This is a genomic window from Mesorhizobium sp. M0052 (assembly GCF_040323255.1).
Lineage (GTDB): Bacteria > Pseudomonadota > Alphaproteobacteria > Rhizobiales > Rhizobiaceae > Mesorhizobium.
In genome coordinates, this window is record NZ_JAMYUS010000002.1 from 224,371 (window position 1) to 247,984 (window position 23,614).

Annotated in this window: 23 protein-coding genes; 21 read left to right on the forward strand and 2 right to left on the reverse strand. The window is 61.5% G+C overall.

Annotated features, from left to right (window positions below; translation table 11 throughout):
- Nucleotides 1-2 precede the first annotated feature (2 nt).
- Nucleotides 3-938 (forward strand): 3,5-dioxohexanoate:acetyl-CoA acetone transferase, encoded by a 936-nt coding sequence (gene kce, locus NKJ77_RS03300; protein WP_352499108.1) that lies wholly within the window; start codon nucleotides 3-5, stop codon nucleotides 936-938.
- A complete protein-coding gene (locus NKJ77_RS03305) occupies nucleotides 935-1,363 on the forward strand; it encodes an acyl-CoA thioesterase (protein WP_352534232.1) in 429 nt (142 codons plus the stop codon). Before kce ends, NKJ77_RS03305 begins: the two co-directional genes overlap by 4 nt.
- A gap of 814 nt (nucleotides 1,364-2,177) precedes the next feature.
- Here the strand turns inward: NKJ77_RS03305 and NKJ77_RS03310 are convergent.
- Entirely contained in the window at nucleotides 2,178-2,867 is a 690-nt protein-coding gene (locus tag NKJ77_RS03310; RefSeq protein WP_352499109.1) for a hypothetical protein, read from the reverse strand.
- 161 nt (nucleotides 2,868-3,028) lie between these two features.
- A complete protein-coding gene (locus tag NKJ77_RS03315; RefSeq protein ID WP_352499110.1) occupies nucleotides 3,029-3,583 on the reverse strand; it encodes a transposase in 555 nt (184 codons plus the stop codon).
- A gap of 268 nt (nucleotides 3,584-3,851) precedes the next feature.
- Here NKJ77_RS03315 and NKJ77_RS03320 point away from each other — a divergent pair, with 268 nt between their 5' ends.
- The 19 genes from NKJ77_RS03320 (at nucleotide 3,852) to NKJ77_RS03410 (ending at nucleotide 23,611) form a co-directional block, all read left to right on the forward strand.
- A complete protein-coding gene (locus NKJ77_RS03320) occupies nucleotides 3,852-4,868 on the forward strand; it encodes a helix-turn-helix domain-containing protein (RefSeq protein WP_352499111.1) in 1,017 nt (338 codons plus the stop codon).
- A gap of 100 nt (nucleotides 4,869-4,968) precedes the next feature.
- The gene (locus NKJ77_RS03325; protein WP_352534234.1) at nucleotides 4,969-6,111 is read left to right on the forward strand and encodes an efflux RND transporter periplasmic adaptor subunit; all 1,143 of its coding nucleotides are present in this window, start codon (nucleotides 4,969-4,971) and stop codon (nucleotides 6,109-6,111) included.
- Nucleotides 6,108-6,803: an ABC transporter ATP-binding protein gene (locus NKJ77_RS03330; RefSeq protein ID WP_352499113.1), complete on the forward strand. Its 696-nt coding sequence runs from the start codon at nucleotides 6,108-6,110 to the stop codon at nucleotides 6,801-6,803. The genes NKJ77_RS03325 and NKJ77_RS03330 overlap by 4 nt, the downstream gene beginning before the upstream one ends.
- Nucleotides 6,803-7,945, forward strand: a complete 1,143-nt coding sequence (locus NKJ77_RS03335; protein ID WP_352499114.1) for an ABC transporter permease — start codon at nucleotides 6,803-6,805, stop codon at nucleotides 7,943-7,945. The genes NKJ77_RS03330 and NKJ77_RS03335 overlap by 1 nt, the downstream gene beginning before the upstream one ends.
- 5 nt (nucleotides 7,946-7,950) lie before the next feature.
- Complete coding sequence (locus NKJ77_RS03340) at nucleotides 7,951-9,153, forward strand: ABC transporter permease (protein WP_352499115.1); 1,203 nt, start codon at nucleotides 7,951-7,953, stop codon at nucleotides 9,151-9,153.
- Nucleotides 9,154-9,684: 531 nt separating this feature from the next.
- Nucleotides 9,685-10,452, forward strand: a complete 768-nt coding sequence (locus tag NKJ77_RS03345) for a 3-oxoacyl-[acyl-carrier-protein] synthase III C-terminal domain-containing protein (protein ID WP_352499165.1) — start codon at nucleotides 9,685-9,687, stop codon at nucleotides 10,450-10,452.
- A complete protein-coding gene (locus NKJ77_RS03350; RefSeq protein ID WP_352499116.1) occupies nucleotides 10,449-11,831 on the forward strand; it encodes a cytochrome P450 in 1,383 nt (460 codons plus the stop codon). The genes NKJ77_RS03345 and NKJ77_RS03350 overlap by 4 nt, the downstream gene beginning before the upstream one ends.
- Nucleotides 11,824-13,437, forward strand: coding sequence for an AMP-binding protein (locus NKJ77_RS03355; RefSeq protein WP_352499117.1), 1,614 nt, complete (start codon nucleotides 11,824-11,826; stop codon nucleotides 13,435-13,437). Before NKJ77_RS03350 ends, NKJ77_RS03355 begins: the two co-directional genes overlap by 8 nt.
- A complete protein-coding gene (locus NKJ77_RS03360) occupies nucleotides 13,434-14,579 on the forward strand; it encodes a MupA/Atu3671 family FMN-dependent luciferase-like monooxygenase (protein ID WP_352499118.1) in 1,146 nt (381 codons plus the stop codon). Before NKJ77_RS03355 ends, NKJ77_RS03360 begins: the two co-directional genes overlap by 4 nt.
- A gap of 587 nt (nucleotides 14,580-15,166) precedes the next feature.
- Nucleotides 15,167-15,439: an acyl carrier protein gene (locus tag NKJ77_RS03365; protein ID WP_352499119.1), complete on the forward strand. Its 273-nt coding sequence runs from the start codon at nucleotides 15,167-15,169 to the stop codon at nucleotides 15,437-15,439.
- Nucleotides 15,439-16,161 carry a hypothetical protein gene (locus tag NKJ77_RS03370; protein WP_352499120.1) on the forward strand — a complete coding sequence of 241 codons (723 nt, stop codon included), beginning with the start codon at nucleotides 15,439-15,441 and terminating at the stop codon, nucleotides 16,159-16,161. The genes NKJ77_RS03365 and NKJ77_RS03370 overlap by 1 nt, the downstream gene beginning before the upstream one ends.
- Complete coding sequence (locus NKJ77_RS03375) at nucleotides 16,158-16,730, forward strand: hypothetical protein (protein ID WP_352499121.1); 573 nt, start codon at nucleotides 16,158-16,160, stop codon at nucleotides 16,728-16,730. Before NKJ77_RS03370 ends, NKJ77_RS03375 begins: the two co-directional genes overlap by 4 nt.
- A gap of 140 nt (nucleotides 16,731-16,870) precedes the next feature.
- Nucleotides 16,871-18,091 (forward strand): hypothetical protein, encoded by a 1,221-nt coding sequence (locus NKJ77_RS03380; RefSeq protein ID WP_352534236.1) that lies wholly within the window; start codon nucleotides 16,871-16,873, stop codon nucleotides 18,089-18,091.
- A gap of 151 nt (nucleotides 18,092-18,242) precedes the next feature.
- A complete protein-coding gene (locus NKJ77_RS03385; RefSeq protein WP_352499123.1) occupies nucleotides 18,243-19,049 on the forward strand; it encodes an alpha/beta fold hydrolase in 807 nt (268 codons plus the stop codon).
- A complete protein-coding gene (locus NKJ77_RS03390) occupies nucleotides 19,033-19,959 on the forward strand; it encodes a 3-oxoacyl-[acyl-carrier-protein] synthase III C-terminal domain-containing protein (protein WP_352499124.1) in 927 nt (308 codons plus the stop codon). Before NKJ77_RS03385 ends, NKJ77_RS03390 begins: the two co-directional genes overlap by 17 nt.
- A 90-nt stretch (nucleotides 19,960-20,049) precedes the next feature.
- Nucleotides 20,050-20,340 (forward strand): hypothetical protein, encoded by a 291-nt coding sequence (locus NKJ77_RS03395; protein ID WP_352499125.1) that lies wholly within the window; start codon nucleotides 20,050-20,052, stop codon nucleotides 20,338-20,340.
- A gap of 5 nt (nucleotides 20,341-20,345) precedes the next feature.
- A complete protein-coding gene (locus tag NKJ77_RS03400) occupies nucleotides 20,346-22,778 on the forward strand; it encodes an acyl-CoA dehydrogenase family protein (RefSeq protein WP_352499126.1) in 2,433 nt (810 codons plus the stop codon).
- Entirely contained in the window at nucleotides 22,762-22,962 is a 201-nt protein-coding gene (locus NKJ77_RS03405) for a hypothetical protein (RefSeq protein ID WP_352534238.1), read from the forward strand. Before NKJ77_RS03400 ends, NKJ77_RS03405 begins: the two co-directional genes overlap by 17 nt.
- Nucleotides 22,963-22,978: 16 nt before the next feature.
- Entirely contained in the window at nucleotides 22,979-23,611 is a 633-nt protein-coding gene (locus tag NKJ77_RS03410; RefSeq protein WP_352534240.1) for a hypothetical protein, read from the forward strand.
- Nucleotides 23,612-23,614 lie beyond the last annotated feature (3 nt).

Genomic DNA, 23,614 nt, shown 5'->3' on the forward strand with positions numbered 1-23,614 from the left:
CCATGAAGAAATCGCCGAAAGTCGTCATCACCTGTGCGGTCACCGGCTCGATCCACACGCCGACGATGAGCCCGTATCTGCCCATAACGCCGTCAGAGATCGTCGATGCCGCCGTCGGCGCAGCCGAAGCCGGCGCGTCGGTGATCCATCTGCATGCCCGCGACCCCGAGACGGGCAAACCGACCCCCGATCCCAAGCTCTTCATGGACTTCCTGCCGCGCATCAAGCAGCAAACCAACGCGGTGATGAACATTTCTACCGGCGGCGGCCTCAAGATGACGCTCGACGAACGTCTCGAAGCCGCTCATGCCGCCAAGCCCGAACTCTGCTCGCTCAACATGGGGTCGATGAATTTCGCCTTGCACCACATCGCGCCGAAATACACCGACTGGAAGCACGACTGGGAGAAGGGCTACCTGGAAGATACCAAGAAGGGCATCGTCTCCAACACGTTCGAGCAGATCGAGCGCATCATTGTCGAGGTCGGCCAAGCCTATGGCACCAAGTTCGAGTTCGAGTGCTATGATGTCAGTCACCTCTACACGCTGGCGCACTTTCTCGACCGCAAGCTGCTGAAGCCGCCGCTTTTCGTCCAGACGATCTTCGGACTTCTGGGCGGAATCGGCGCCGACGCCGAAGACATGATGCACATGCGCAGGACGGCGGACAGGCTGTTCGGAGACGACTATCTCTGGTCGATCCTTGCCGCCGGCAAGCACCAGATGAACCTCTGCACGATGGGTGCGATCATGGGTGGCAATGTGCGTGTCGGGCTGGAAGACAGTCTCTATATCGGCAAGGGCGCGCTTGCCAAGAGCAATGCCGAGCAGGTCGCCAAGATCAAGCGCATCCTTGGCGAACTGTCGCTTGAAATCGCAACCCCCGACGAAGCCCGCCAGTTGCTGGATCTCAAGGGCGGAAACGAGGTCGGGTTTTGACGCCCCCGATTGAAACCTATGTCGGCGTCGTCCATCCTTGGATGTGTGACGCGATGGGCCATCTCAACGTCCGTCACTACGTCGCTATGTTCGACGACGCCAGTTTCCAGCTGCTTGGCAGGATCGCCGATCCCCGTTTGACGCCGACGCTCGGCTGGGCGGATGTGAGGATGGAGATCGACTACGTGCACGAAACCGAGGTGGGAACTCTGATCACCGTTCGCACCGTTATAGAAAAGCTTGGGAAGTCGTCGCTGACCTATCTGCATGAAATGCGCGGCACGCTGGACGATGTGCTGCATGCACGCATGCGCACCGTGACGGTGCGCTTCGATCTTCAAGCGCGGAGCAAGATCGAGATCGAAGGCGAAGCCCGACAGGCGTGCGCGAAACTCCCGAGTGGTGAAGTCGATACGCGTGGGTGACGGCGAGAATGTCTGGTGAGGGCATCGTTAGCGGCATTGGCGTGACTTGAGCGAGATGCTCTAGGTCGCGGAAGGCTTCTACTCGCCATAGGAAGGGCAAAATATAGCCGCTATTGCACAGACACCGCATTGGGCGGCCGCCACAATCGGGTGTTCTACGCTTTGACGGCGGCTGTGCGCCTCATGTCGGTCTTTCGTCGCGCCCTAAGCTGCGTCAACAAGCAGACATCCAAATCAGGTTGTGGACACCTACGCCACCGCCAAGCGGCGCGGCAACAAAGCGCTTGTAGTTGTGCCGCCGGTTTGGGCGACACGTCTTCAGAGCCGACTGGTAGGCGGTTTGCCAGGGTCATCGGTGTGACGACGACTTGCGGTTTGTCCGGATCAACTCGCGCTCATAACGAACGCGCGATGCCTCCATTTTGGAACCGAACCAGTGGGCCCCGAGGTGGCCGCGCCGCGGGGCCCTGGCGTAAAACCGGCCCAAGGGGGTTGGGGTGCCTGGATCCGCTGTGATGCAACCTTGTTCAAGCACCTATGGGGGGTCGATTCGGTAGACATCGCGAGACCCACCATTGAGAGGGCGTTCTCTTGCTATCGTCGGCGTGCTTCGTGACAGCGAGTCGGGATAGCGCAACACGAAGACTCTCCGCAACGATCCGCGCCTCACCGACTACCTCCGAGCCGGGTCTATCCTTCAGTCGGTCACGTCGAGTACGTGGTATCTGAGAGCCGCCAGCCTGGCGGACACAACATCAACGAGTTTAATTCGACAGACATTAGAAATTTCTAGTTATGCAACGGAGCACATCAATCATCGGATTGTCACCCGAACATAATCCCCCTTGATGTTTATTGCCGGTTTTGAGTTAGGGGTATTCGCAAGCGAACTGTCAGTGAAGGATGCTTTGGCCGCAACCGAATAACTGATCAGAACATCTTGTCCGATTCCCAGATAGACATCCAAGGCCCTTGCGTCGAAGTCGATATTTTCGGTTTTCTCCACCCTATCGAATACGAGGCGGGCTTTGATGGCTTCCCCCTTTACGGAGACGCTTGACGCGTGACCTTCTAGGGTAACATCCCCAGCCTTGCTGGCGATTGTGATGGAGGAAAAATCCCCGTCTAGCTTAGCCATAAGTGCGATTTGATCGATCAAGATCGAATTACCGCTTGGTATATTGGCATTGATCTCAACCGTGCAGTCAGACAGGTTCGTCCAGGAAGACGGCGGGACGTCAATGAATAGAGTGCCGTTCTCAACTCGCATTTCGCCGCCTTTTCGGCAACCGCTGAAAAACCAGCTAGACCATCCCGATCTCTGACTGTTGATTGAGGCCCGGTAAGCTGCCCCCGCCAATGTGGTGAGGTGGACGGAACTCGCATTCCCAGAGATCGCAACGGCAGTCACGCCGGAAACGTCCAGATTCTTCTCTGGTACGTCAGCATAGGTTGACGGTGATAACCCGATTAAAATCATAAGGGCAAACAGTCTGTTTTTCATTTCAAGCCTCCGATCCTGATTCCTTGGCCGAAGGCGAAGGCCGAAGGCCGAAGGCGACCAGTCTTGGAACGATGATCAGAACAATGGATTGCCGCGACCTTGATCATGATCTGGTCGACCGCGATCGCGATAAAGGACATTCTGCTTTCCGGTGACAGGTCTCAACCCAACGCTTTGGAGGCAGCGCGAACGGGCGTCCCGTGGCAAACCTGTCCTTGCCCGCATGCGCAAGCGCGGGATTGAGGTTCATATCCACACTGTTCTCGCCGAAGATGCGGGAAATTCCAGTTCGGCGAACGCGTCGGCAAAGCTTTTTCGGGCGGTCTGGACACAAGGGCAGCCGTGCACCGGATGCGTGCGAAAGGTGCTGATCTTCGCGGCCTCAATGGAGGGGCTCTGTCAATGGCCTTGGCGAGGACCACGTTGCGGTTTGCGGCCTTGATGTGGATGGCGACTTCGTTCTGTTGAGCACCGAGTCTTCCAGTCATGTCTGCGTCGGACGTGTCGTCGTCGGTCAATTCGAAGGCTATGATTATATTGTCTGCAGGGTTCACAGAAATGTGTAGCTTGCGCCAGGATCGGCGCGTCTGCTTTCTGCATGCCCATTCGCCTGCGCCGAAGAACTTCAAGCCGGTGCTGTCGACGACCGAGGCGATCAGACCCTTGGGTGGCCAGCGATAGGCGCAGACCTGCACCGTACCTCGAGCGAGCGTCATTATGATCTGGCACGACCAGATCGAGGCGCATTAGGCTGACATCGCCGCGCTGGACCAGGTCGCGATCATACTCGCTCCAATTCCTGATCTGATATCGAGTCTTCGAGATACAGTAACGCCGAGCCGCATTGAATTTGAACAGCGTATGAGAAACTCGGCTGGGTTGTGACTCCCTCGATCGTGCCATCGCAGGGGTTGCGGAAAGCTGTTCTGTGGACAATGATAGCGCCGACTGACTATACCTTGCAGTCCGAGTTGTGCAGACTTCATGCTATTCATCCCGCTTCCCTTCGTCGTCGCCATCCTGCTTCTGATTCTGTTTGTCATCGTAGTCCGGCGCGACGACGATGCGCCGCCAAACGTGCCGTTTCTCGCCTTGATTCTGGTGTCCGTGGTTCAATCGACACTGTTGGGGTTGCGTTGGGGCTACTCGGTAAACGGCGTCAGCCCCATCCTTCCCGTTGTCGCAGCCACTATACCGCCGCTTATCCATGCCGGGGTGTCCCGGTTGGTCCGGAAGAGTGCCCTTGCAACTTTCCTGCGCATTGGTCTGCATGTCATTCCGGCTGTCGGCATCGTGATACTTATTGTGGTATGGCCGGATGCCATCGACATCGCGGTTGCGTCAATTTTCGTCGGTTACGCGATAGCGATATTGCTGCTAACGCGGTCGGGCGCCGATGCGCTTCGCCTCGCACCTTTCGAGAATGCTGGACCAGCCTATCGTGCGATCCTCTTAGCCGCGTCTGTTCTACTTGTGTCGGCGGCAATGGATATTGTCGTCTTTTTCGACTTTGAGTGGACGCGGGGCGAGCATACCCCGCTGCTGGTCACCATCGGAAATCTTGCGCTGCTGGTCGTGCTGTCAATTGCCGTCGCGGCGGCAAGCCGCCGCGGCATGCCCGCTCAGACGATCGGGCCCACTCCGATTCTGGATATTGCGGAGGACACGGCAACCATCGCCGCAATTCAGGTTCTCATGGAGACCAAGCGCGTCTATCGCGATGTCGATCTCAACCTCGACCGGCTGGCCCGCAAGGCGGGAATTCCAGCCCGGCAAATTTCCACGGCGATCAACCGCGCAACAGGTAAGAACGTCTCGCAATACGTCAACGATTACCGGATCGCGGAAGCGTGCAGCTTGCTCAGGGATACGAAGAAGCCCGTAACCGAGATCATGTTTGACGTAGGCTTCCTGACCAAGTCCAATTTTAATCGCGAATTCCGCCGCGTCACCGAAAGCACGCCGCAAGAATGGAGGCGGACGAAGGCCGAGCCTGATTGAATCTCTTGTTTTCATGAGAACGTCGGACTAGATCGCGGTCTAGGACGGTCCAGAACGCGTTTCAGGTCTCTTTTCTCACATCGCCGGTCATACTGCCGGCATGAACATGATCACGGAACACGACCGCAAACTGGCCGCCAAACTGGCCGCCGCGCTCGCGCCTCTGCCTCCCGGGCCTGTTGCGGACACAGTCGAGCCGCGAAGGAAAGGTCTCCGGCGGCTGATCCTTCCCATGGGTTTTTCGGTGCTGGCCGTGACAGCCATTGCTGTCGTTTACCACCAGCCAGAGCTGTACCGCACTATCGAGGCCAAGGTCCTGACGACAACTGGCCTAACGGATGATGCAATCGAAAACGGCGTTTCGGCACCCGTGGAACAGCCGGGCGCCCTAAACGGCGCGCAGGTGACAGAGCCTATCGGCACACAAGCCCCCATCGCTCGCGAGATCAACGGCTCGGGTTATGTAATTGCGCCCCGCACCACGACTGTCTTTTCCAAGTACGAAGGCAGGATCACCAGCGTTGCCGTCCAAGTGGGAGACCTTGTGGAGGCCGGCCAGGTTCTGGTGACGCTTGACGATGCAGGAGCCCAGTTCGCGCTCGAACAGGCCGAAGCAGCGAAGGTCGCGGCGGATCTCTCGCTTGCCGCCCGAAACATCGATCTTGACCAAGCGCGGGCTTCTCTTGGTCGTACCGAATCTCTGGCCGCCCGTGACGCGGCAAGCAGGCAGCAGTTGGACGAGGCGCGCTGGACCCTCGAACGCGCCGAGAACACGGTGGCTCAGGCGCGGCAAGAATTGGCGGCCGCGGAGCTTGCCATCCGCATCGCCGAGGAACCCGTTCGCGAGCTGACGGTGCGCGCGCCCTTTGCCGGAACCGTGACGCGGGTCGACGCCCATGTCGGCGACACCATGCTCGCTCGCGTCGACAGCGTACGCGAGAGCCTGAGCCTGCTGACGATCACCGATAGGACCAAGATGGTGATCGATGCCGATGTGGCGGAATCCAGCATGGCCGACCTCCGGCCGGGGTTGCGGGGGGAGGCCGTTCTCGACGGATTTCCCGATTCCCCCTTTTCAGTCGAAGTCCTGCGGGTCGCACCCGTCGCCTCCATGGAAAAGGGGACGGTCACCTTGCGCCTCTCGCTGACCGACCCACCGGCCGGCATGCGGCCGAACATGGCCGCGCGCATTCGCATCCAACTCACCGATACCGTCAGCAAGACCGGAGCAAACAGCCAATGACACACGACCCCTACATCACGCTCGCCGGCGTGCGGAAAGGATATCGCATGGGCGGCGAGGCGATTCCGATTTTCACGGCCCTCGACCTTGCCATACCGCGCGGCGATTTCGTCGCGATCATGGGTCCGTCCGGATCGGGCAAATCGACATTGCTCAATATGTTGGCCGGGATAGACGTGCCGGATGCCGGCAGCCTGAGCATCGGCAACCACAGGCTCGACCGGATGGGCGAATCGGCGCGCTCGACCTGGCGAGCGCACAACATGGGCATTGTCTTCCAGTTCTATAATCTTCTGCCGATGCTGAATGCGGCGGAGAATGTCGAGCTTCCTCTGCTGCTGAAGCCGCTATCGGCGCGGGAACGCCGTTCGCGCGTCGGCAAGGTGCTCGATCTCGTCGGGCTTTCCGGCCGCGAGAAGCAGTATCCATCCATGATGTCGGGCGGCCAGCAGCAGCGTGTGGGCATCGCCCGCGCCATTGTCTCCGATCCCGGGTTGCTTCTGTGCGACGAGCCTACCGGCGACCTCGACAGAAAGTCCGCCGACGAAGTGCTGGAGATGCTGTCTTTGCTCAACCGCACTCTGGAAAAGACCATTGTCATGGTCACCCATGATCCGCAGGCTGCGCGTTCCGCCAGGAGAACGCTTCATCTCGACAAAGGTATGTTCATCGAAGAGAAGAGGGCCGCCTGATGACATTCTTGAGCCTTACCCGCAAGAACGCCTGGCGAAAGCCGTTGCGCACTGTTTTGCTGCTGGTCTGCGTCGCGGTTGCCTTCCTTATCTACGGCCTGACCGCGAGCTTCCTTGCCGGTTCGCAAGGCACATCCGCCGCGAGTGAGGACTTGCTGGGCGTCATGAGCGTTGCGGGACGCGCCCAGCCATTACCCATGGCGCATCTCGCCCGCATCGCTGCCGAGCCCGATGTCAGTGCTGTCGCATACATGTCGCGATTGCGCGGATACGTGGTCAACGAGAAGAATGTCATTGCTGTCAGCGCCGTCGAGCCGCAGGCTCTCATGACCGTCAATGGCAAGGAACTCGGCCTGACGCCGGCGTTGGTCCGGGCGCTCGACCAAGGTCGCGACCGGGTGCTGGTTGGTCGCGCGCTGGCCGAGGCTCAAGGCTGGTCGGTAGGCCAGCGCATCACCGTCACCGCCTTCCAGATGATCCGCCAGAACGGCGATCGTGACTGGAGCTTCGAGATCGCCGGTATCTTCGAAGGCGAAAACGACAGCACCGACACCTATTTCGCCATCGGGCGCTACGACTATGTGAATGCGGCCCGGGCGAAGGGCAAGGATACGGTGGACGTCTTCGTCGTTCGCCCGCGTGACGGGGTGAAGGCAAGTGCACTCGCCGCACGCATCGATTCGCTGTTTGCCAATTCCGCCGCGCCGACGCGAACGCAGTCCGAAAAGCAGTTCCTCGAAGCCTTCCTGCGCCAATATGCCGACATCAAGCTGATCGTTAATCTGGTCACGGGTGCGGCTTTCATCACCCTGCTGATGATTGTCATCAACACCATGGTCTTCGCCGTGCGCGAACGAACCTTTGAAATCGGCGTTCTGAAAACGCTGGGCGTCTCCCGCGGCAGGATCATAGCCCTGGTCCTCAGCGAGACGCTGTTAATCGTCATAATAGGCGCAAGTGTAGGTCTTGCCCTAGCGAAGCTCGCAACCGTGCTTGTCGGGCCGGTTCTCGGCCTCGCATTCTCCCCGTCGGTGCTGGCCAAGGCAACAGTGATTGTCTTCGCGGTTGGCCTCGCGACCGGCCTGCTGCCGGCAATCAACGCCATGCGAACCCCCATTATCAAAGCCTTCAGAGCGAGGTAGCCGCCGTGTCCACCCAGATCAAACAGACGCTCGTGATGACGAGGGCGAACTTCTCCAGCCTGCCGCGTCGCCTCGCGATCTCACTGTCGATGGCGCTTTCCGTAGCCCTCGTTGTCGCTGTCCTTGCCGGCTTCCTTGCTATGGCCGAAGGGTTTGAAAAGGCGCTGTCCGGCGCAGGTTCGCCCCTTGTCGCGGTTGTCCTCGGCGGCGGCACAAACCAGGAAACCGGCTCCGACATCCCCGCAGATGCGATCCGCAGCATTCAATCCATGACTGGAGACATCGGCGTTGCTCGCGACGAAGCTGGCAACCTACTCGCGTCCCGTGAACTGGTGCTTCCGGTGGAGGTCGTCGGAACGCAGGGTGTATCGTCGACGACGCTTGCGCTGCGCGGAATGGACGTTGGCGGTCCTTCGGTCCGCGACGGCATCGCGCTTTCGGCCGGTCGACTGTTCACACCTGGCACCCGCGAGATCGTGGTCGGTGCGCGCATCGCCGGCGATTTTCCGGGCTTCGGCATTGGCGAGACGATTCGGTTGGGGACGGTGGACTGGACAGTGGTCGGCCATTTCGCGGCCAATGGCAGCGCCTTCGAATCCGAAATATGGGGCGACCTGGACGCGGTTCGCGCCGCCTTCAACCGGCAGGGACAGGTACAGAGTCTGCGTTTGCGCCTCACCGCCCCTTCATCGATTGCGGCGCTGAAGGCCAGGTTGGCGACTGTAACCTCCACGCCGCTTGTCGCCGTCTCCGAAGCTGATCTTTATGCCGCGCAATCGGGCCGCACATCAAACCTCATCCGCCTGTTCGGCTGGCCGCTTGCACTGCTTATGGCCATCGGCGCAACCGCCGGCGCCCTCAACACGATGATGAGTTCGGTCTCGGATCGAACCGTCGAGATCGCCACCGTTCGTGCGCTTGGCTTCGGCCGGCTCTCGGCCTTCCTCGCGACTTGGTTCGAAGCGGTGGCGATTGCCGCCACCGGCGCGATCCTGGGCATCTTCGCCTCTTGGCTTGTCTTCAACGGCTGGCAAGCCAGCACTGTCGGTGCCAACGAAGCCAGCATGGGCTTCCGGCTGTCGGTTGACGCAGGTGTGATGCTTACCGCCGGCCTGCTTGGCCTCGCCATCGGCGTCATCGGCGGCGCTCTGCCGGCAATCGCGGCCACCCGGCTGCCTCTGACGGTTGCTCTGCGGGCGCGCGGATAAAGTGCGAAAATGCCCAGGCGCTGGTCGTGTTATGCCCACTGCCAGTGTTCTCTGCCATCGCTTCGCCTCGTCTGGGGCTGGCGGGCGATGGCTGCCGTTATCTGTAAAGCACCCGCGGTAGAAATCCGCGCTCCCGAATCGGATTTTCGGCAGCCAGCCAAGTCGCTGCCAACACCTGAAATCCGGGCCGCGCAGGCCGGAGCTTTGTCCTGTTGATCCCGCTGGCGCGATGTTGTCTTCGGCGACGTCCTCTTTTGCGATTTTGATGGTCCTCAAACGCGTTCCAGGACGCAAGTCGATCGCTTCTGCCCGATAATGAATTATGGCCAAAATAGAAAGCACAATCTCCAAATAGCTGGATTGGGCATTTTCTTGATCTTGAACAATATCTTTTCAGGTTCTCAGAGGAGCCAGGCCGTTTCACTGGAGTGTCTTGACGAGAGTTATGGCATAACCCCAGGTGGTATTGCCGTATATAGACGTTTCTATGGCATATCTGCAGTAACACTTTGCGAGGCTGACTTGTTCCATATGCTCGGCGACGTGTTGGCGCGTGCGCTTGAGACGGTGCCGAACGCATCCGAATGTGAAGGGCAACTGATCTATTGCAAGACCCAGACGCATAACACCTTCAGCGATGACGGCTGGTTGCCTTCGCTGGCCGAGAAGTACGGACTGGCCCGATGGGAAACCTTTTCCTGGGCGATGACCAATTGCGCCTCGGCGATCGTCGCGATGCATTTTCTCGAGCATAGCAGCACCCGCGCGCCGGTCATCTTGATCACCGGCGAAAAGGCTTTCCACCCCAGTGTCAGCGCCCTTTCGGTCGGCCTTTTGTCTGAGATCCCCGCCGCAAGTGTCCTCAACATCGGCGGGGATGGATGGCGAGTGCTTGCAACCCACGTGCAGCATCTGGGCGGGTTCTATGAGAACCCGGACCAGATCAAGCCGGCGGAGCGCAGAAGGCTTCAGGAAATCTATGCGGACGCGCTTCGCACCTTCATCGATGACAGCCTCGCGCGGTACCGCCCCATGCTACGCGGCGATGCCGTGCTCATGCCGCACAATCTGAACCTGCCCGTTATGCGAGCGGTCATACGCCAGCTCGGATGGGAGGATCGCACGCATTACGGCGATGTGGCCAACCACGGTCACGCCTATTGCTCGGATCTTTTCCTCAACCTCGATCGCCTCACAGCTCCGGAAGGAACAGCGCTTCCGGAACAGGCGATTCTGGTCGCTGCCGGGACGGGTATCACCTTCGCATCCTGTCTGCTTGAACGCAAAGCGCCGTCATGACCGGCCTCGAAACATCAGTCGTCGAGGCAGCGACGGGGAAACGGGCAGAGCCGCTCACCCGGTCCATCCCGGTCTTCGATACTTCAAGCGACACCTATCAACGGTTCGGCCTGCTTGCCCTCACCGAGATGGCCGCCCGCCAGGGCGGGGACGCTGTGTTGCTGCGACTGGCCGGCGGACATAATGCTCTTCTTCTGTCCGGCGCAGACGGCGCTGATCATTATGCGCGCCACGTTGCCGACATCCCGGGCGAGCGCGGCGACGTCACCAGCAACGCGGCTGCGGTGCGTCGTCTGCTCGGCGATTCGGATCTTGCCGAGGCCTGGCGTCGGGGCAGATTGTCCATCGACGAGCACCTCCCGCTTTGGCTCGAACGGGCGCGGGCCAGGGCGACGACGGCGCTGCTACACGATGCGCTGCGACCGCAGGGTTCGGATCGGCTCCGCGTCCTTTGCAGGCTCTGGTCCGTGCGTGCATGCTGCCCGGCACTCCTCGGCCACGGGCTTGCCGACCCAGATCTGATCGAAGGGTTTCTGCGAATCGAGGCCTTCTTTACTGCGCTGAATGGCGTCGGGCCGCAGGTGGATGGAGCCGAAGCGGAGGAAGCGTTCAAACAGGCGCGCGCCTTCGTCGATGATGTCCTGGCCGCCGGGCTGATGAGAGGTAGTTCGGGAGATGACAACGCCGTCTGCGCACTTCGCGCGCTTCTGCCCAGCTCTTGCAGCACGAAAAACATGATCGATGAGCTGCGCCCCGTTATCTTCGGGCTGCTCTTCGAGGCGATTCAGATTGATGGTCTCAACCTGCTTTGGACCCTGGTGGAACTTGCGCGCGGCGGTGCTTTGGTCGAGGCAATCGCAATGGAAGGGCGGACCGATGACGCAGTCCGGGCTGGTCCGCTTGCCCGTGCCGTCACTATGGAAGCGTTGCGGCTCTATCCCGAGTTGCCCTTCATTCACCCGACAGGCCCCGCCTCGAATGTCGATGACGAAGGGTTGCGCGGCGAAGCCATTCTCTATGCGCCATGGCTCATTCACCGCGACGCCCGCCTCTGGCCGGAGCCAACCCGCTTCTTGCCGCAGCGCTTTCTGTCCGGCGCAGAAAAGGCCCGCCTTCCAGACATCTATATGCCGTTTGGTCTCGGTCCGCTCGCGCGAAAGCGGACGCAATTCGTCATCGACCAGATTGCCGCGACCGTAACGACAATTTGCAGGAACGCGTGTCTTTCGCTTGCGCCGGACTGTCGTCCCGGCGATCTGCGCCCGGTCTATCGCGCTACCTTGCAGCCTCGCGGTGACGTCGACGTCCATTGGCAGCGCCGACCGAATGGAGATGCGGCCCCGCACGCGCCCCTTGAAACGGAGAAGAGTGATGGTTGATCTCATTCTGTCGCGTATTCGTAACCACATGGTGCGGTCTCCGCAGACACCGGCCTTGGTCGGCGAGACCGGGGTCATGCGGTTCGGCGAACTGGGCCGACGGTGCGCCGGTATCGCGGCGCATCTGCAGGATCTGCCCCCCGGGCCCCTGCTGGTCGTCGGACACAAGGACCATGATTGCATCGCGGCGATGCTCGCCTGTGCATTTGCCGGACGCCCGTTCATCTTCGTCGATCGGATGAACCCGGTTCAGCGGATCGAGCGGATCGCGGCCATTGCCGGCGTGACGCATGCCCTTGTGGCGTCGTCGGGTATCGCGCTTTCGACCGTCACCCTTCTTGACGCCCGTGATATGGAGGCCTTGCCCGTGGAGGCCGTTCCGTCAGGTCCCGTCCCCGGTTCAACCCTGTTCTATCTCGTCTTCACGTCCGGCAGTACCGGCGTGCCGAAGGGCGTGGCCGTGACGCGTGACAACTTCGCCGCTTTCGACGACTGGTACGGCCCTTTGCGTCATGCGCATGCAGGACGGGGCGCCCATGTGAACCACGCAAGCCTCGCTTTCGATATGGGTATGCTCGACCTCTGGCCGGCGCTCGCTACGGGGACTCCGGTCATCCTGCTGGATCACCGCAACAATGTGATCGCTCGCAACAACATGCGCCTCATGTCCGAAAACGGCGTGACGACACCGGCATCGTGGTTCTCGACGCCCTCGCTGCTGCAGATTATGCGCACGGACAAGGGCTTCTGCGGGAAGACCTTTCCGGAGTTGAAATGCTTCTTTGTCGGCGGTGAGGTCGTGCAGAAGAACCTGATCCGCGACCTGTGGCGGTGTTTCCCTGAAGCAGTGGTCCTCCATGCCTACGGCCCAACGGAGGTGACCTGCGTCACCCATGCGAAGGCGTTGAAGCCGGCCGATCTCGAGATCGGCGATCTGCTCCCACTCGGTCCAGCGCTCGCCACGACCACGATGCGCATCGTCAAGCCCGAAGGCAGCCTGGCAGCAGCAGGCGAGCTGGGTGAGGTGGTGCTGAGCGGACCGCAGGTGGCGGTAGGCTACCTGCCACCGGACCATCCGCGCAATGTCGCGTTCGCCACCTGGCGGGGCGAACCGAGTTATCGCACGGGCGATCTCGGCTATGTGGATCAGTTTGGGGATCTTGTGTTACTCGGTCGGATCGACCGGCAGGTGAAGTGGAACGGCAACAGGATCGAGCTCGACGAAATCGAGGGGGTCGCCTGCGCGCTTCCCTATGTGGTGCAGGCGAGCTGCGTGCCGATCTTCAAAGACGGCCGCGTCATCAACATCGTGCTGTTCCTGCAGCTGGCGGCCGATCGGGATATTCCACGCGACACGATCGTCCTGGACATGCGCCAGGCGCTACCCGCCGTAATGGTCCCTCGCGACATCCATCTGGTGTCGACGTTCCAACTCACCATCAATGGCAAGATCGATACGGCAGCGTTGCGCGCAATCGCCGGTGCGGAGGCGTCGCAAAGCGCTGCCGGCGCTGGCTTGTCCCACCAGGATGGGCCTGACGCGAGCACTCCCTTTCACCAGCGGCACAACGGGAGCGACCTCAAGCAAAAAGGAGTACCACAGTGACAGAGCATGTAACCGCCCCGGCCGGATTCGACAGTTCCGTCACACCTCCGGACGTCGCCGGCCTTTCTGTGACGGCCCGCGCGCCGTCGACCAGGCCGATTGGCTTCAGCCTCTCTTTCTTTGCCAACGATGACCAGCAGGCACGCGGCCCAGCTGCCTACCGCCTGCTGCGGGAGGCGAGCGAATATGGCGACCGTAACGGTTACGAGGCGGTCTGGCTGCCCGAGCGCCATTTCCACACCTTCGGCGGGCATTTCCCGAATCCGGCCGTGCTCGCTGCGTCGCTGGCGACAATCACCAGCCGCATCGGATTGCGGGCCGGCAGCGTCGTGGCGCCGCTGCACCACCCTGTGCGGATCGCCGAGGAATGGTCGGTCGTCGACAATCTCTCCGGTGGCCGTATCGGGTTGTCCTTCGCCTCAGGCTGGAACCTCAACGACTTCATCCTCGCGCCCACCCCCTTCGAGATGCGCCGCGAGACCACCAACCAGGCCATAGACACGGTACGCCGCCTGTGGCGCGGCGAGGAAAGCTCATTCGCTCATAACGACGGGCCGCGGGCGGTCAAATCCTTCCCGAGGCCCTTCCAGGCGGAGCTGCCCGTCTGGCTGACGACGTCGGGCCGCGTGGAAGGATTCGAGGCCGCCGGCAGCCTCGGTGCCAACGTCCTAACCCACCTGCGCGGCCAGGAGATGGACGACCTTCCGGCGAAGATCGCGCGGTATCGCAAGGCTCGGCAGGAGCATGGCCATGCCGGTCCCGGCCAGGTCACTCTCATGATGCACACCTATATCCATGAGAACCGCGCTCGCGGGCTCTCGGATATTCAAGGGCCGCTCCAGTCGTATCTCGGCAGTTCGCTCGACCTCACCCAGGCCTCGACTCGACGCGCGGTCGTCGCCAGACCGTCGTCGAAAAACGCTGCGCGTCTGCGCGAGGCTATGCTAGCCAATGCATGCGAGCGCTACATGGGCGAAAGCGGCCTCTTCGGCACACCGTCCGAGGGGATCGAGGTGGCCGACCGGCTGGCGAAAGCAGGCGTCGACGAGATCGCCTGCCTCGTGGATTTCGGGATTGAGCACGCCAAGGTGATGCGCAGCCTTGAACTGCTGACGGAGGTCAAGGGCCACTTTCATCGCTAGCCCGGATATCTCGCAGATATGATGTTCGAGCCCGTCGACGGCCACGACGTTGTGGCTGGTTTCGATGGGCGGCGCAATCAGTTCGGATGCCGGAGCGCTGCTGCCTTGGCGTGACGGTCAACGCTTGGCGGCTGAACGCTTTGGCGCCTGCTTCGGGATCGGCGCGATCCGCACCGGATCGGGCATTCGGTTGGCCACAAGGCTGGTTCTGTGATCCGCCAACGGCCGGCTGCGTAGGATTCTTCCGCGCAACGCGGATTCGGCCAGGTTCACCGATGCCGACATTCACGACATCGCCTGGAGCATCGTCTCAACCCGCGAAAATGCCTCAACTTCCAGGCCCCTGCAGAGGCCTCCGCACCACAAATCAATGCCGCGCTTAAAAGGAGAACGTAGCGAGGTCCTATTTCGTGATGTTGGCGGTCCAAGATCGTGTTCGAGGACGCGACGTCTGAAATCCCTGCTTAAGCTGCAGCTACCAAAAACCGAGCGTCGTGCGGGAGCGCCGCTGCGGCAGACTGACTGAAATCTAAAAATATGGCGGACCTACGTGGCGCAGAGATTCCTCTGAACAGCGGGATGAATTCATGAACAGTGCCCTCCTCAATGTCATTCTTACTGCAATCAGGAACGCACTTTCCGAGGTGACGGAGCGGCCCGTCGCGGCGTTGAGCTTAGACATGAAGCTGGACCGGGACTTCGACCTGGACTCGTTCATGTTTGTCCAGTTCCTTCTGTCTCTGGAAGACAAGGTCGAGAATCTGCGCTTCGATCCGCTCGCGCTCGGCGAGGCCGATTTCAACGTGATCGGCAACCTTGCGACCTATATTTCCAGCCAGGCGCTGGCCAAAGCACCCTGATGCTCCACACCGCCGCTCCGTTGACAGCAGACCAGCTTTTCTCGCTCGCCCGCCAAGGTGAGGTGCGTGTCACCCTTCGTGCGCTCTGCCGGTATGTAACAGAGCTGGACGGCTATCTGGTGAGCAACGGTTTGGCGCTGCATGCCGCGGCCAATGACCGGCCCCTGGTGTCACCGTCTTCCGGCACCGCCGATATCGGCATAGAGCGGACGAGTGAAGACATCGTCCTCGTCCATCTGGGGCTCTGCCTTTCGCAGGTCCGCGGAGCAAGCGAAACCGGGCGGTTCGCCTTGCGCCAGGCGATCGCGGCAACGGCAGTGCGCCTGGGTCTGCTTGCACAGGCCCTTGATACGGCCTTCCGCCATCTCGAGCCGCGGCAGAGTTTTGGGCGCAAGGTGCTGCACCATCAGCTCGTCAAGGCACATTTCTCGGCCTCCCACGACCTGATTACGCGCCGCCGCGAAGAGCTCGCGCTCATCGAGACAAGCGGCGACCTCGCCTATGATCCGGGTGTGCAGCACGAGATCAGCACGCATTTCATGAACGTGTCCAAGCTCATGGGCGGCCACGGCTTCCTGCTCCACGGGATCAACACGACTGAATATCTGGCCTCGCTGATCCGCGCACTCTACGCCAACCCGGCTGGATCGATCGGCCTCTACGAAATTGCCGTGCATCCCTATGCCAGGCAGACGCCGGCGACCGTCGGGGGCCGGCAATGATCATCGGCAAGGTCGGACCCGACTATTATGTTGTCGAAGGCGCGATCAGCGTCGCGGCAAGCGTGCGCCCTCTCGATGCGGCGGAGCGTCGGCAGGTCGCGCTGTGGCTGGACCTGAACCAGGTTTCGCACAATGTCGACCTGCAGACGGTTGTCTTCGAGAATGCGGCACCTCACGCCGGGGCACTTCAACCTCTGCTGGCGGATATCCGCGCGCGCCTTGGCGGCTCTGATCTCTCAATCCTGTACCTCCACCGCGGCCACCAGCTGGATACGCGCTCGCCGATCCTGCAATGGCTGCTGCCGCTTGTCGGCGGGACGGGCCCCGTCTTCGCGCTGCGGGTAGACGACGAGATCGCCCGCCAGGACGCCACGACCATGGCGCGAGCCCTGCTGCACCGCCATGGAAGGGTTCTGGTGCTCACCGACGAGACCCGCCGTCTCGGCCCGCACGAGGCGGCAGCCCCCGTCATCACCTACACGGTTCTAGTCAAGGGAAGCATCGAGACCGATCCGACCATGGCTTCCCCCGGACAAGCGGTCGTCGAAAACCTGGAGGTTCGCCTGTGACCATTGACGTTTCCGTACAGCCCGCCCCGGCCACGATCCCGCAGCCGACCACGCGTATCATCGGTCAGATAGGGGCTCTCGCGGCACCGCTCGCGCTTGGCGCCTGCGTCCTTTCGTCACTCAATCTCGGCACGCTGGCCTTGCTGTCGCGCTACGACCAAAGTGGCGCGCTCCATATGATGTCCCTGCTGCAGCCGGCCTTCTTCCTCGTCATCGCCCTGATGGAAGGCCTGTCGGTCACCAACCAGGTTTTTGCCGCGCGCACGAAGCATGCATTGCCGAAGGGTAGCCTGCGCAGCTCTTCGCGCATCCTCGCAATCGCCGGTCTTTTGCTGCTCTGCCTCCTGGCCGCCTCGGCCTATGGCGTGGAGCGCTTCCTCGGAGAGCGGGCTGGGGCCTGGCAACCGACGCTGGCCGAGCTGCCACTGGCAGTCCTGTCCATGGCGGCATTCGTGATTTTCGAGGTCTACCATGGCGCTTTGCGCGGGCGCGGACGCGTGCTTATGGGGCTGGTGCCCTTCGCGATGGCGGCGGCGATCAGCCTTGCGGCAACCTATTTCCTGCTGACACGTCACCAGCTGGGCTTCGACGCGGTGCTGCTCGGCAATCTCGCCGGATCGCTGGTCATGCTTCCCCTCGTCATTTACCTCGTCCACCGCGAGGCGCGCGGCGGAGAGAGCATGCCGGCGCCCCAGCTTTACGGGAGGCTTCGCGGGCTTCTGACAAATGTCGGTGGCCCGGTCTTCTTTTCCATCCTTGTCGCCAGTGCCAGCGCGGCCGTCCTCTTCCCAGTGCTCGACCGCTTCGGCAAGGACGAGGTATCCGCCTTTCTCATCGTCATAAGGCTGCGAGTTGCATTCATGATCCCCGCCGTTGCCGCGGGCTCGGCTATTGCCATCCTCGCCAACCAATCCCTGGACGAGCACTCGAAGCATGGGCAGAGCGTGCGCCCCCTGGCTGTCGGCCTTCTCTTCGTCTTTACCCTCTATCTGCTCGCCACACTGGTCATGGCACTCATGCCTGGAGTTGTCATCGACGCCATCGTGCCGCAGCAGACAGCGGAACTGAACGACCGGTCGATCCGGCTTCTTCTTCTTCTTCTGCCGACCTTCTTCCTGCTGCCCTGCGCTATCTGCATGCAGATCATCCTCGAGCAGGTCGGCGACGGCCTCAAGGTGCTCCTCCTGACCATTGCCGTCGAGCTGGCAACCGTTGCCGCGGTTCTTTTCGTCCTTCAGGACCAGCCCTCCATGGAGCACATCTGCTACATTCTCATCGCATCGGCCACCATCATGTTCACCGCCTTCCTTGCCCGCGTCCTCATACTGTCGCGCAGATGGGAGGTAGAGCGTGTTGTTTGAACTCGCCTATCCCGCCTTGTGCCTGATGGGCGGCGTTCGCCGCATGTGTGCGCCTTGGCTCGGCCGCCCGGCTCCGGCCTTTGGCGGCGATCCGCAACCGGCGCGCTTCCGCCATCTGCGTTCGCGCCTGCGCCGCCTCGATATACAGCTCATGACGACCATTCTGCCGTTTGCCGGAGGCATGCTGGCGCTGCGGCGTTTCGAGCGCGATCGCGCCTCGGCCCCAGCGGTTGCTCTTCCCATCGATCACCATGTCAGGACAGCAAAAGCCACCCTTGCCGTGCGGCTTTGCGGCAACCCGAATGGACGTCGGGCCCTTCTTCTGCATGGCTGGGGCACCGACGGCACGATGGTGTGGCCCCTGGCGCGGTTGCTCGCCGATGCCGGTTTCAGAGTGGTCGTCCCGGATCTTCCGGGGGACGGCGCGTCGCAGTCCGCGGCGCTCTCATTTCATGAAAAGGGCCGGCTGATCGCTGCGCATTGTAGCGCGTTTGGGCCGTTCGACTGCGTGATCGGCCATTCCGCCGGGGGGCTCATCGCGGCCATCGCGCTGGACGCGGGTCTCAAAGCCGACAAGCTCATCACCGTCTGCGCGCCGCAATCCCTTGGCTCCCTGCTGCATTCCTATCTCGTCCAGACCGCCGCGCCGCGCCGGCTGATGGATGCCATCCTCGGCGTCTATCGGTTCGTCTACCGGGTCGATCCGCGGCATATCGGGCCCCGCACCTTCGCCCGGATGGGCAACCACCTCCTGGTCGTTCACGCCACCGCCGACTGGCAGGTCATCGCCGAGGAGGCGCATGCCATTCTCGCTATCGCGCCGGGTGCAGGCGTCCTGTTTCTCGACGATTGCAATCACCGCACCGTTCTGGGTCATCCCGCCCTGACCAGGGCCATCGTCGGCTTCGCCGACAACAGGCATGCCGGAGCGGAGGCCAACCATGCTAACGCTGCTTGATCTCGAGCTTCATTTTCCCGCCCGCGTGGAAAAACTCGACGACATTGCGGGCAGCCTGCTGCTGTCGCGCGACCAGCATCGGATGTTCGGCCGCTTCTTCGGTTTCGACACCTTCCATTGCGATCCGGAGCAATCGCTGCCCGACCTGGTCGGTGTTGCGGCAGACGTGCTTCTCGCCCGAAACGACGATATCGGGGCACGGCTGACCCATGTCGTCCATTGCCACACCTTGCCGACGACCAGCATCATCGATGGTTGTCATGGCGAGGTGCTGGCGGCCTTCTCGGCAAAGGGCATCGAGGTCTTCAGCGCCGCCATGAGCCATTGCGCGACCGGCTTGAGCATTCTCGATCTCCTCGACAGCATCCTGGCCAAGGACGACGTCGCTCTGGTCCTCATCGGCGAAAAGGCCTTTCACCTCGGCATAAGGGTGATCGAGAACGCGACCATCATGGGCGAGGCCGCCTGCGCGCTTCTGGTGGGGCGGGGCAGCGGACCCTATCACGTGCTCGCCAGCGCCACGCGTCACGATGGGCGGTTTGCAATCATCAAGGGCGAGCCCCACGAGCCGTTGGCGGACGGCTTCGCCGATGCCTATGTCGATTTCGCCTGCGACAGCATCCAGCGTTCCCTCGCCCGCTTCGGCGTCGGCCTTGACGATCTGCGCTGCATCCTGCCGCACAACGTCAACATCCCGTCCTGGGCGCAGATCGCCAGGCGGCTTGGCATCGGCCTCGACCGGATCGTGCTTTCCACCATCCCGCACTACGGCCACTGCTTCGGCGCGGATCCCTTCATCAACCTGCAGCATGCCCGAAGGCATAGCGTGGTCGGCCCATCCGACCTCGTCCTGCTGTTCAGCATCGGGCTTGGAATGACCGCTTCCTCAGCTTTGGTGAGCGTGAACTAGAGCATGGTGTCAAGAGGCTGAAGAGTTCTGGGCAGATATTATGGGTAGAAACAACAGGTTAGAGTGAAATGGCGATTGGGGAGCCCCGAAATGCTCGATACAAAATCCACCATCCGGCATGCGCTGGAACAGACCGGACTTGGCCCGACACGTATCGATGACGTGTTGGGCGGCGCTCAGATCTATGGCCCGACGGGCATCATGGATTCGCTCGAGTTCGTGCATTTTCTCTCGAGCCTGAGCGAGCAAATTCGCGTCGATGTCTTCGACCTGCTCGGCGAGCTCGACATCGCCACGTCCACCATTTTCCGCAACATCGACGAGCTTTCGCTTTTCGTCGAAGCGAAGGTCGCTACAGCCGTCGAACTGACGGGGCAGTGACGACAATGGTGGGGGATGACAAGCGCCTTTGGGAGATCGCAGAGGCAGTCGGAACACCGTTCTACCTGTTCGACGCGGCACTTCTGCGCGCGCGTTACGCGGCTTTGAAGACGACATTCCCTTCGGTGGCGTTCTTCTACTCGCTGAAGGCCAACCCGAACCTGTCCGTCGTGCGCGAACTCGTGCGCGCCGGGATGGGATGCGAGGTCTGCTCCATGCTGGAACTGGAGACGGCGATCGCGGCCGGCGCGCCGGCGCAGCAGACACTTTTCGTCGGCCCGGCGAAGTCCGGGGCAGAGCTGCGCCAATGCGTTTCGGAAGGGATCAAGGCCGTCGTCGTCGAATCCGGCGAGGAGCTCCGGCAGCTTGAAGCCATCGCTGGCGAGCACGGCAAGATCCAGACCGTCGCCCTGCGCATCAACCCCGACTTCCAGTTCCCCGGCGCCAAGCTCAACATGAGCGGTAAGGCGAGCCAGTTCGGGATCGACCAATCTACCCTGTCCAACGTGCTGCGGGACGCCGCAGCCTATGGCCATGTCCGGATCGTCGGTCTGCATGTCTATATGGGCACGCGCATCCTGGACCACATGGCTATCGTCAGCAACAGCCGCCATATCCTCAGCCTTGCCGATGACGTCCGCGACCATCTGCGCTACCCACTTCAATTCGTCGACATCGGCGGCGGCTTCGGCGTTCCCTATTATGAAGGTGAAGCCGAGCTGGATCTTTGCGCGCTGGGACAGGATCTGAATCCGGTCCTCGCGGCATACGAACACGCGAACCCGCAAACCAGGATCTGCATCGAGCTTGGCCGCTACATGGTGGCGAGCGCCGGCCGCTTCGTCGTTTCGGTGCGCCAGCATAAGACGATGAAGGGCGAGAATTTCGCCATCTGCGACGGCGGATCGAACATCAATTCGGCCGCTTCGGGAAATGGCGTGCTCATGCGCAAGAATTTTCCCATGACCCTCCTGCGCAAACACCCGGAGAGCGACGCTGCCAAGGGCAACTGGACACTGACTGGACCGCTCTGCACGCCGATGGACATCATTGGCAAGGATGTGCCCATGATGTCGCCGTCGGCTGGCGACCTCGTCTGCATTCATCAGTCCGGAGCCTATGGCGCGACCGCTTCGCCAGTGAACTTTCTCGGTTTCGGACAGCCCGCCGAGGTGATGATCGACGGTGATCGCCTCACCCTCGTGCGCCAGCGGGCCTCGAACGCTATCATTCTGGCGGACCAGACGCCCCGCAGTCTGACGCCGGCACCGGCTTTCATCCGTTCGGCATCGGAATCCAACGTTTTCGATCACCCGTGCCTGGCCAAGCTTGATGCGCTGCGCCCGCTTCTCGTTGCGACAGGCGCCAGGCTCGAAAACGATCCGGAGGCATGGCGCGACCTTTGGACCAATCCGCTCCTGCGTGCCTTGACCCTGATCGGCGTGCCCGCCCGCCACAATTGCTTTCCGATCGAGCAGGCGGGTCTTGATCTCGACGGATGCAGCTACGCCCTGCAAATCGCCATGATCGAGCGCATAGCGAGGGCGGACGCAAGCTGTATCCTAGCGCTTCAGGGGCCGTCGCTTTCTGGCGGGGTCGTCCAGAAGATGGGAACGCCGGAACAGATCGAGCGCTTCTTTCGCGCCTATCAACGCGGACCGCAGGGCACGTTCTTCGCCGTGACCGAACCGACGGGGGGCTCCGATCCTTCGCAGGGGAATTCTCATCTCTGCGACAAGGCGGGAACGCTTCGACTCAACGCGCACAAGATGATCGTCGGAAACGTCGAGCGCGCTGCCGTGGGCTTGCTTTTTGCCCGCGACGAGCGTTCCGGCCGTCCGGTGCTGGTCATGATCGACCGCGAGTGCCATGCCCGCCATCTCACTATCGAGAGACTGCCGACATTCGGCCTGCACGGCGCCGATCTTTGCCGTCTGATGGTCGAGGATCTTCCTGTCCAACCGGACATGATCCTCGGCGACGGGAGGCCCTCGCTGCAGGACGGCTTCGTCGCCATCAACGATGTGTTCGAACGGAACCGGCCGATTGTCGCTGCCCTCGCACTCGGGACGGGCCGCGGCATACTCGACTATCTGAGCGAAGCCACGCATGGCGTCGAACCTCGTCTCGCGGACCTGCGCCTGCGCCATGCGGCGCTCTTGCGACGGCTCGACAGAGTGCTTGCGGCCTATGAAGCCGGACGCCCGAAGACGCAGGAAATCAGCCTCATCAAGCTGCAAGCCGTCGCCTTTGCCGATCAGGTGGTCGAAAGAGCCTTCTCCCTCGATTGTTCTGCGCAGCTGATGATGGATCCCGTGCTTCGCCGCAAGACGCGCGACGCCAAGGCCTTTGAATACATGGAAGGAACCACGAACATTCACGTGCTGAATGCCTTCCGTTCGTATGTTTCAGGAGTGCCGCATGAGCATGTTCATTGATCCGCGCACCATCGTCTGCGGCACCTTCGGCGGGCTCGAACCGGCGGCGGCGGCCTTCGCCGATCAGGTTGACTATTGGGAAGATTATACGCGCCGCTTCTTCAAATCGAACGGCAGAGCCTATACCGAAGACGACAGCAACGTCGTCCGCTGGCTGAGCGCCGACGATCGCGCCCTTCGTTGAGATGGTGCGGGCACTGTTGCCATCCCTGTCCGCCCGCGCCGATCTTTCCAATATCGATCTGATCATCCTTGCGCATTGGCTGCCCGATGTTCATCTCGGCACTTCGGTGACGAACTTCGCGCTGCACACGCTCGACCTTTCGGAAGGGCTCGGCTTCGCGATATCCGACCGCGGTGCTTCCGCTCCGCTTTTTGCTCTCCATTGCATCGAGCGCTACCTGACAGGGCCGCGAAACAAGGCGCTGCTGATGGTCATGGATCAGAAGCACCTTCTCTATAGGTCGGAGCTTGTCGATAGGGTCGATCCTCTCAACTCGGCCAGTCTGGTGCTGGTCCAGCGGGGCAATGAAGGTCCGCTGCGCTACCGCGGTTACCGTCGCCGTCACGAGATCGCACGCATCGGCTTGGCGGAACACCTTCGTATCATGGCGCAGGATCTGTGTCTCAATTCGCAGGCCTGCACGCTCATCGCCGACGCTGAGACCGCCGATCGGGCGGGTTGGCCTGGACCGGTGCTCGTCCAGGACAAGCGGCTGCTGTGCAGCGCACCCTTCGCCGTACTCGCCGATCAGGGAAAGCCCGGAAACGACTATCTCATCATCGTCCATGACAAATTCAGCCTGACCGGCATCGGTTTCAGCGCCGACTAAGGA

Excerpts from the sequence above, each read along its gene's own strand:
- NKJ77_RS03365 (WP_352499119.1), top strand. The coding sequence starts at position 15,167 with ATGAACAGTGCCCTCCTCAATGTCATTCTTACTGCAATCAGGAACGCA.
- NKJ77_RS03355 (WP_352499117.1), top strand. The coding sequence starts at position 11,824 with ATGGTTGATCTCATTCTGTCGCGTATTCGTAACCACATGGTGCGGTCT.
- NKJ77_RS03310 (WP_352499109.1), bottom strand. The coding sequence starts at position 2,867 with ATGAAAAACAGACTGTTTGCCCTTATGATTTTAATCGGGTTATCACCG.
- NKJ77_RS03400 (WP_352499126.1), top strand. The coding sequence starts at position 20,346 with ATGGTGGGGGATGACAAGCGCCTTTGGGAGATCGCAGAGGCAGTCGGA.
- NKJ77_RS03405 (WP_352534238.1), top strand. The coding sequence starts at position 22,762 with ATGAGCATGTTCATTGATCCGCGCACCATCGTCTGCGGCACCTTCGGC.
- NKJ77_RS03370 (WP_352499120.1), top strand. The coding sequence starts at position 15,439 with ATGCTCCACACCGCCGCTCCGTTGACAGCAGACCAGCTTTTCTCGCTC.
- kce (WP_352499108.1), top strand. The coding sequence starts at position 3 with ATGAAGAAATCGCCGAAAGTCGTCATCACCTGTGCGGTCACCGGCTCG.
- NKJ77_RS03335 (WP_352499114.1), top strand. The coding sequence starts at position 6,803 with ATGACATTCTTGAGCCTTACCCGCAAGAACGCCTGGCGAAAGCCGTTG.
- NKJ77_RS03325 (WP_352534234.1), top strand. The coding sequence starts at position 4,969 with ATGAACATGATCACGGAACACGACCGCAAACTGGCCGCCAAACTGGCC.
- NKJ77_RS03395 (WP_352499125.1), top strand. The coding sequence starts at position 20,050 with ATGCTCGATACAAAATCCACCATCCGGCATGCGCTGGAACAGACCGGA.
- NKJ77_RS03330 (WP_352499113.1), top strand. The coding sequence starts at position 6,108 with ATGACACACGACCCCTACATCACGCTCGCCGGCGTGCGGAAAGGATAT.
- NKJ77_RS03375 (WP_352499121.1), top strand. The coding sequence starts at position 16,158 with ATGATCATCGGCAAGGTCGGACCCGACTATTATGTTGTCGAAGGCGCG.
- NKJ77_RS03390 (WP_352499124.1), top strand. The coding sequence starts at position 19,033 with ATGCTAACGCTGCTTGATCTCGAGCTTCATTTTCCCGCCCGCGTGGAA.
- NKJ77_RS03320 (WP_352499111.1), top strand. The coding sequence starts at position 3,852 with ATGCTATTCATCCCGCTTCCCTTCGTCGTCGCCATCCTGCTTCTGATT.
- NKJ77_RS03350 (WP_352499116.1), top strand. The coding sequence starts at position 10,449 with ATGACCGGCCTCGAAACATCAGTCGTCGAGGCAGCGACGGGGAAACGG.
- NKJ77_RS03385 (WP_352499123.1), top strand. The coding sequence starts at position 18,243 with ATGACGACCATTCTGCCGTTTGCCGGAGGCATGCTGGCGCTGCGGCGT.
- NKJ77_RS03315 (WP_352499110.1), bottom strand. The coding sequence starts at position 3,583 with ATGACGCTCGCTCGAGGTACGGTGCAGGTCTGCGCCTATCGCTGGCCA.
- NKJ77_RS03345 (WP_352499165.1), top strand. The coding sequence starts at position 9,685 with ATGCTCGGCGACGTGTTGGCGCGTGCGCTTGAGACGGTGCCGAACGCA.